This window comes from Methylobacterium sp. GC_Met_2, from assembly GCF_026540795.1.
In the GTDB taxonomy this organism is placed as follows: domain Bacteria; phylum Pseudomonadota; class Alphaproteobacteria; order Rhizobiales; family Beijerinckiaceae; genus Methylobacterium.
Window position 1 is genome coordinate 1 of sequence record NZ_JALNUM010000182.1, and the last position, 7983, is coordinate 7983.

Sequence of the window (7983 nt, forward strand, 5' to 3'; positions counted from 1 at the left end):
GCGCCAAGGCGGATCTGCGCATGCTCGACCTCGGCCGGGCGCTGCCGATCTCCGGCCACACCGCCTGGCACTCGATGCCGGCGATCTATGCGCTGATCAAGGAGCACCGCACCACGCTGGTCTTCGTGAACACGCGCCTCCAGGCCGAGTACACGTTCCAGGAGCTGTGGCGGCTCAACGAGGATGCGCTGCCGATCGCGATCCACCACGGTTCGCTCGATGCGCAGCAGCGCCGCCGGGTCGAGGCCGCCATGGCGGCGGGGCAGCTGCGCGCGATCGTCTGCACCGCGACCCTCGACCTCGGCATCGACTGGGGGGACGTGGATCTCGTGGTCAATGTCGGCGCGCCGAAGGGCGCGAGCCGGATCATGCAGCGGATCGGCCGCGCCAACCACCGGATGGACGAGCCATCGAAGGCCTATCTCGTCCCCGGCAATCGCTTCGAGATGCTGGAATGTCAGGCGGCGCTCGACGCCGTGGAGGAGGCCGCGCAGGACACCCCCGATGCCCGTCTGGGCGCCCTCGACGTGCTCGCCCAGCACGTCCTCGGCATGGCTTGCGCGGACGCCTTCGACCCCCTCGACCTCTACGACGAGATCGTCTCGGCGGCACCCTATGCGGACCTCACCTGGGAATCCTTCGAGCAGGTGGTCGATTACGTCGCCACCGGCGGCTACGCGCTGCGCGCCTACGAGCGCTTCGCCAAGATCCTGCGGGGGCCCGACGGGCTCTGGCGGGTGCGCGATGCCCGGACCGCGCAGGCCTATCGGATGAATGTCGGGACGATCGTCGAGGCGGCGCGGGTACGTGTCCGTCTGGGGCGTACCTTGCGCGGAAAACCCGGCACGGTCCTGCCCAAGAGCGGCCGGGTGCTCGGCGAGATCGAGGACGAGTTCGCCGAGACGCTCACCGTCGGCGACACCTTCCTGTTCGCGGGCGAGACCCTGCGCTTTGAGGGACTCGCCGAGGATGAGTGCCTGGTGACCCGCGCCCCGCCCGACACCGATCCGGCGATCCCGTCCTATGCCGGCTCGAAGTTCCCGCTCTCGACCTTCCTGGCCGCGCGGGTCCGGGCGCTGATCGCCGATCCGTTCGAATGGGACCGGCTTCCGGAGCAGATCGGCGCGTACCTGCAGCAGCAGCGCCGCCGCTCGGTCCTGCCGGGCGAGCGTGACCTGCTGGTCGAGACGTTTCCGCGGGGCAAGCGCCACTACCTGACCGCCTTCCCGTTCGAGGGCCGTCTCGCCCACCAGACGCTCGGCATGCTGCTGACCCGCAGGCTGGAGCGCGATGGCCTGCGGCCGCTCGGTTTCGCGGCCAACGATTACGGCATCGCGATCTGGACGACCCGCGACGTCGCCGAGCGTGCCGCCCTCGATCCGGACTTCATCGGCGACCTGTTCGCGGTCGACATGCTGGGCGACGATTTGGAGGCCTGGCTCGACGAATCGGCGATGATGAAGCGCACCTTCCGGCAATGCGCGGTGATCGCCGGGTTGATCGAGCGGCACCATCCCGGTCTGAAGAAGTCCGGCCGGCAGGTCACGATCTCGACCGATCTGATCTACGACGTGCTGCGCAAGCACCAGCCCGACCACCTGCTGCTGCGGGCGGCGCGGCAGGATGCGGCAACCGGACTCCTCGACGTGAGGCGCCTCGGCATGATGCTAGAGCGCATCCAGGGGCGAATCATCCACAGGTCTCTCGACCGGGTCTCGCCGCTCTCCGTATCCGTGATGCTCGAGATCGGGCGTGAGCGGGTCTACGGCGAGGGCGCCGACGAGATCCTGGCCGAGGCCGAGGCGGAGCTTCTTCAAGAGGCCCTGTCCTGACCGTCGATCCGCCCTCCCCCGACGACGAGGATGCGATCTTGGCGGCCGGCCTGAGACTCGAGAAGACTTCCAAGCACCCGATCCTTCAGCTCGCGGGCGAGACGCTGATGCTCGACCTGTGCGGCGGCCTCTGGCTGCCGGAGCACCGGACGCTGATCGTATCCGATCTCCATCTGGAGAAGGGCTCCTCCTATGCGGCCCGGTCCGGCCAGTTCCTGCCGCCCTACGACACCCGCGAGACCCTGGCCTGCCTGCACGAGGCGGTGATCCGCCACGATCCCGCCCGGGTGGTCGCGCTGGGCGATTCCTTCCACGATGCGCGGGGGCCCGAGCGCATGGAGCCGGGCGACCGCGCCATGGTGGCGGCGCTGCAGGACGGCCGGGACTGGGTCTGGATCGCCGGGAACCACGACGCCGCGGTCAGCGAGGGCGTCGGCGGCCGCTACGCCGACGCGCTGACGCTCGGCAATCTCCTCCTGCGCCACGAGCCGAGCCCCGGGGCGGCGCCCGGCGAGATCGCCGGCCACCTTCATCCTTGCGGCAAGGTCGCGATGCGCGGCCGGGCGGTGCGTCGCCGCTGCTTCGTCACCGACGGCAGCCGTCTCGTGATGCCGGCCTTCGGCGCCTATGCGGGCGGCCTGAACGTCCGCGACAAGGCGATCGAGGGGCTGTTCTCGAAGGGCTTCAACGCGCACCTCCTCGGCGACGGGCGGGTCTTCGCGATCGGCCGGGCGCAGCTCGCCCGGGACTGACGCGCGTCCCAGCGTAGCGGCGGTGTCCGGCCGGCTGATGTCCTGCGGGCCGCGACCTAATCCTTCTCCAACCCGGCGATCGCCCGGGCGAAATCCCGGGCCGCGAAGGGCTCCAGATCCTCCACGCCCTCGCCGACGCCGATGAAATGCACCGGCAGGCCGAACTTGGCCGCCAGCGCCACGAGAATGCCGCCCCGGGCGGTGCCGTCGAGCTTCGTCATCACGAGCCCCGAGACCGGCGCCGCCTGCGCGAACAGCTCCACTTGGCTGATCGCGTTCTGGCCGACCGTCGCGTCGAGGACGAGGAGCGTGGCGTGCGGGGCGTCCGGATCCTGCTTGCGCAGGACGCGCACGATCTTTTCCAGCTCGGCCATCAACCCGGTCTTGTTCTGGAGCCGGCCGGCGGTGTCGATCAGCAGCACGTCGGTCCCGGCGGCCTGGGCCTGCTTCAGCGCATCGAAGGCGAGGCCGGCCGCGTCCGCCCCTTGAGCGCCGCTCACCACCGGCGTGCCGGTGCGCGCGCCCCAGACCTTGAGCTGGTCGATCGCCGCCGCCCGGAACGTGTCGCCCGCCGCCAGCATCACGGTGCGGCCCTCCGCCCGCAGCTTCGAGGCGAGCTTGCCGAGCGTGGTGGTCTTGCCGGCCCCGTTCACCCCGACGGTGAGGATCACGAACGGCTTGTTCCCGGCATCGATTGCCAGCGGTACCGCCACGGGTTCGAGCGCCCGCTCCACCTCGGTGGCCAGGATCGCCCGCACCTCGTCGGGCGAGATGCCCTTCTCGTAGCGGCCCTTGCCCACGGCTTCCGAGATCCGCATCGCGGTCTCCAGGCCGAAATCGGCCTGGATCAGGGCGTCCTCCAGGTCTTCCAGGGTCGTGGCGTCGAGCTTGCGCTTGGTGAACAGGCCCGTCACCCGCTCGGACAACGCCGAGGAGGTCCGCTTCATCCCGGACGTGAGGCGGGTCCACCACCCCTTGGCTTCCGGCTCGCGGTCCGGCCCGGCGCCGGCATCGTGGGCCAAAGCCGCCGCGGAATCGACCGGTTGGATGTCGGGCTGCGGCGCGATCACCGGTTCGCGGTTCGCATCCCCCGTGTCGACCGGGTCGGCGCCATGGGCCGGATCGTCGCCGGCCGTACCGGCGGGCGGACGCTCCGGCTCGCCTTCGATCGGCAGGAGGTCCGCTCCCTCGACGACGTCGGCGACCGGCTCCCCGGTCTCCTCCGGCGGCAGCGGAATGGTCGCGACATCCTCCGCCCCGGTGGCGAAGTCGGGCTGGCCTTCGGAGGGCGAGGCCGCCTCCGCGGGGAGGTCCGCCTCGGGCTTCTCCTCGGACGTCGGCTCCGGGGTGTCCTGGGGCTTCTCCTCGGCCGCGTCGTGGCCCTTCCGCCCGAACAGGCGTCCGAACCAGCCGGGCTTCTCCTCGCTCGCCATGTCGTCGCGTCCTCGCCCTACCTTGCCGATCCGGGATCAACCCTCTAGCCGATCCCGATGTCCAACGCCTTCGACATAGGCGCGCGCCTGCTCTACCGCGATGCCCTGCTGCTCGTCATCGACAAGCCGCCGGGTCTTCCGGTTCATCCCGGCCCGCGCGGCGGCGAGACGCTGACCGACCATCTCGACGCCCTGCGGTTCGGCCTGCCGCGCCGGCCCGAGGCCGCGCACCGGCTCGACCGCGACACGTCGGGCTGCCTTGCCCTCGGGCGCCACGCCAAGGCGCTGGCCCGGCTGGGCAAGCTCTTCGCCGGCAGCGCGGTGGACAAGACCTACTGGGCTCTGGTCGAGGGCGGCCCCGCCGAGGAGGCGGGACGCATCGACCTGCCGCTCGCCCGCCGCTCGGACGATCCGCGCTCGTGGTGGATGAAGGCCGATCCCGCCGGCGACCCGGCGCTGACGCATTGGCGCGTCCTCGGCCGGGCGGACGGGCGCACGTGGCTCGAACTCAAGCCGGTCACAGGCCGCACCCACCAGCTCCGCGTGCATTGCGCGGCTTCCGGATGGCCGATCCTCGGCGACGCGATCTACGGGGCGGCTCCGCGCGGGAGCGCCCTGCATCTCCATGCGCGGACGTTGTCGATCCCGCTCTATCCGAAACGCGAGGCCATCACGGTGACGGCGCCGCCGCCGGCCCACATCGCCGCGGCGGTCGCCGGGATGGGGCTTCAGATCGCGATGAGCCGTGCGCCGTCATGAGCCGCGATGGCGACCGCGCACAAGGTGCCAGGCTCCGTCTCTGCCGCCATCCGCACCGGCGTGAAATCCTCGGCGCGTCCCATCCCGCCGCGCTCGGCGAGCACGGTCAGCCGCCGCCCGACCTGCGCGTCGAGGTGCCGCCGAACCGCCTCCGCCCCCGCCTCCCGCAGCCGCGCCGCCCGCTCGCGGATCGCCCCTTGCGCCACGGGCGGCATCCGGGCCGCTGGCGTCCCGGGCCGGGGCGAGTACGGGAAGACATGCAGATGCGTCAGGCCGCACGCGGCTACGAGGTCGAGGGAGCGCGCGAACTGGTCCTCGGTCTCGGTGGGGAAGCCCGCGATCAGGTCCGCACCGAACACGAGGTCGGGGCGCAGCCGCCGCGCCGCCTCGCAGAAGCGGATCGCATCGGCGCGGCTGTGCCGGCGCTTCATCCGCTTGAGGATCAGGTCGTCGCCGGCCTGAAGCGACAGGTGCAGGTGCGGCATCAGCCGCTCCTCCTCGGCCAGAGCCGCCAGCAGCGCTGCGTCCGCCTCCATGGAATCGATCGAGGACAGGCGCAGGCGCGCGAGATCCGGAACTGCCCGGAGGATCGCGCGCACCAGAGCACCGAGGGAGAGGGACGAACCCGACATATCGCGGCCATAGGCCGTGAGATCGACGCCGGTCAGCACGACCTCGCGGCCGCCATGCGCCACGATCGTCTCGACCTGCGCGATCACCGCGGCGACCGGCACCGAGCGCGACGGGCCGCGGCCGAACGGGATCACGCAGAAGGTGCAACGGTGATCGCAGCCGTTCTGCACCGGCACGAAGGCCCTCGTATGCCCGGCGACGGCGGCGATCCGGGTCGTATCGGCCGCGCGCACCGCCATGACGGCCCCCGGCCCGGCCCCCGCGGCCGACCAGCCCTCCGGCCGCAGCTTCTCGCCGTTGCCGACGAGGCGCCCCACCTCGGGCATGGCTGCGTAAAGTTCGGTCTCGACCTCGGCGCCGCAGCCGGTGACGACGATCTCGGCCCCCGGTTGCTCGCGTGCGATCCGGCGGATCGCCTTGCGCGCCTGCCGACCGGCCTCGGCGGTGACCGCGCAAGTGTTCACCACGATCCGGTCGCGCCCGTCGGCGCCGGCATGGACTCGCAGGGCCTCCGACTCCACGATGTTGAGCCGGCAGCCGAAGGTGAGGGTCTCGACGCCCATCAGGCGAGGCCGGAGAACAATTCCGGCGCGAGCGTCCCCTCGGCCACGAGGGCGACGGGGCCGGTCATCAGGACGTGGTCGTCAGCCCGCCACTCCACGAACAATTCGCCGCCGGGCAGCGCGACCTGCGCCTGCCGGCCGATCATCCGCAGCCGGGAGGCCGCCACCACGGTCGCGCAAGCGGCGGTGCCGCAGGCGAGCGTCAGCCCGGCGCCGCGTTCCCAGACCCGCAGCTTGATCATCTCGCGGTCCGTCACCTGCGCGATCGAGATGTTGGCCCGCTCGGGAAAGAGCGGGTGGTTCTCCAGCATGGGCCCGATCCGGCCGAGATCGAAGGTCTCGGGGTCGGCCTCGACGAAGAACACCGCGTGCGGGTTGCCCATATTCACCACGGCCGGCGAGTGCAGGACCGGATCGTCGATCGGCCCGATCTGCAATTCGATCCGCCGCGTATCGGGAAACGGCTCCGACAGGGGAATCTCGTCCCACGCAAGCTTCGGCCGGCCCATATCGACTGTGAAGGCGCGCTCCGATACACGGCGCACGCCGAGGAGGCCGGCCTGGGTCTCCAGCGTCAGCCGGCCCCCCTCGGCGGGGCGGGCCATGGCCGGATCGTCGAGCATCGCGTAGGCGACGCAGCGCGTGCCGTTGCCGCAGGCACCGGATTCCGAGCCGTCGGTGTTGTAGATCCGCAGGAACGCGTCCGTGCCGGGGCTCACGGGATCGTGCAGCACCATCATTTGATCGAAGGACGAGGCGGGATCCTGGGCGATTGCCCGCGCCTCACCGGGCTGGACCCGCGCGCTCGCGCCGCGCAGGTCCAGCACCACGATGGCGTTGCCGGCGCCGTGCATCTTCAGGAAGCGTCTGTGGGCGAGTGCGCTCATGCGGTCCCGCAGCTGGAAGGGGTTGGCCGGCTATATGGCAAAACCGACGGGTCGGCGCGAGTGGCCTGCCGTCGTGGCAGATGCGCTGCATCCGCGACCCTCCTGCGCGACCCTCCTGCGCGACCCTTCTGCGCAGCACTGATGCACGTCGCACTCGCGGGCGATCCCGATCGTCGCTACCCTATGTGGTGGAAAGCCCGGACCATCCGCTGGGCCCCGTCCGGAGCGCCCATCGTGATCCGCCTTCGTCCGCTTGCAATCCTGTCCGTCGGTCTCATGCTCGGTGTCGGCCCGCTGGCCGCCCAGCAGCCGGCTCCCCCGCCCTCGACCGCACCGTCCCCGGCCCAGACGAACCCGTTGCCGACCACCACGGCTCCGAACCCGGCGCCCGATCCGGGCAAGAGCCCGGCGCCGGCGCCCGAGCAGGCGGTGGCGCCGCCGCCGGCCGGGCAGAGCGCCGTTGGGACGCCCGCACGCCCGACCCTGATCGACAAGCCCGGCGAGCCGGGCGATGTCGACGAAGTGACGCTGCCCGCCAAGCCGGCCGCCATCGTCACCGGCAAGACGAAGTGGGAGGAGGCGGTCGTAAACCTCAAGCAGGCCTTCGCGCGGATCGAGGCGGATCTTGCCAAGCTCGGCGTCGCGCCGGCGGGCCGGCCGCTCGCGGTCTTCACCCGCACCGACGACGATGGCTTCGAGTTCGAGGCGATGATCCCGGTGGCGTCCGCGCCGAACCCCGTGCCCGCCGAGCCGGACGGGCTGCGCTTCGGCACGACGCCCTCCGGCAAGGCGCTGCGCTTCGCCCACAGGGGTTCCTACGAGTCGATCGACAGCACCTACGAGACGTTGACCGCCTACCTCGATGCCAAGGACATCGTGGTGCAGGACCGCTTCGTCGAGGAATACGCCACCGACCTCAAGGACGGCACCGACGACAATCTCGACGTGAATATCTACGCGCTGGTGAAGTAGGGGGTCGTATCCACGGTTCCACGTCTCTCCCTCCCCCCTCTGCGGGGGAGGGAGAGACGTGGCAGGCCGTTAGGCCGATCCCGAAGCCATCGCGCCCTGATCGGACAGATTGCCGCTGCCCCGCGCGCGCCGGAACAGCGGCGCCGGCTGGC

7 protein-coding genes are annotated in these 7983 nt (G+C 71.3%); 4 read left to right on the top strand and 3 right to left on the bottom strand.

All coding sequences use genetic code 11. From position 1 onward, the window contains the following. Together OXS49_RS31810 and pdeM are read left to right on the top strand one after the other, a co-directional pair. Positions 1–1832, top strand: a 1832-nt coding sequence (locus OXS49_RS31810) for a helicase-related protein (RefSeq protein ID WP_267428542.1), incomplete at its 5' end; no start/stop codon positions are given. A gap of 38 nt (positions 1833–1870) precedes the next feature. Then, on the top strand, positions 1871–2584 hold the full coding sequence (gene pdeM, locus OXS49_RS31815; protein WP_267428543.1) for a ligase-associated DNA damage response endonuclease PdeM: 714 nt from the start codon (positions 1871–1873) through the stop codon (positions 2582–2584). A 56-nt stretch (positions 2585–2640) separates the two neighbouring features. On the opposite strand, the gene ftsY is transcribed toward pdeM, so the two are convergent. After that, positions 2641–4017 (bottom strand): signal recognition particle-docking protein FtsY, encoded by a 1377-nt coding sequence (ftsY, locus tag OXS49_RS31820; RefSeq protein WP_267428544.1) that lies wholly within the window; start codon positions 4015–4017, stop codon positions 2641–2643. Positions 4018–4074: 57 nt separating this feature from the next. Here ftsY and OXS49_RS31825 point away from each other — a divergent pair, with 57 nt between their 5' ends. Beyond that, on the top strand, positions 4075–4776 hold the full coding sequence (locus OXS49_RS31825) for an RNA pseudouridine synthase (RefSeq protein WP_267428545.1): 702 nt from the start codon (positions 4075–4077) through the stop codon (positions 4774–4776). Here the strand turns inward: OXS49_RS31825 and mtaB are convergent. Beyond that, a complete protein-coding gene (gene mtaB / locus OXS49_RS31830; protein WP_267428546.1) occupies positions 4746–5972 on the bottom strand; it encodes a tRNA (N(6)-L-threonylcarbamoyladenosine(37)-C(2))-methylthiotransferase MtaB in 1227 nt (408 codons plus the stop codon). The genes OXS49_RS31825 and mtaB overlap by 31 nt on opposite strands. Beyond that, a complete protein-coding gene (gene dapF, locus OXS49_RS31835) occupies positions 5972–6859 on the bottom strand; it encodes a diaminopimelate epimerase (protein WP_244005750.1) in 888 nt (295 codons plus the stop codon). Before dapF ends, mtaB begins: the two co-directional genes overlap by 1 nt. Positions 6860–7093: 234 nt before the next feature. On the opposite strand from dapF, the gene OXS49_RS31840 reads away from it, so the two are divergent. Further along, positions 7094–7831 carry a GyrI-like domain-containing protein gene (locus OXS49_RS31840; protein ID WP_267428547.1) on the top strand — a complete coding sequence of 246 codons (738 nt, stop codon included), beginning with the start codon at positions 7094–7096 and terminating at the stop codon, positions 7829–7831. Positions 7832–7983: the final 152 nt, after the last annotated feature.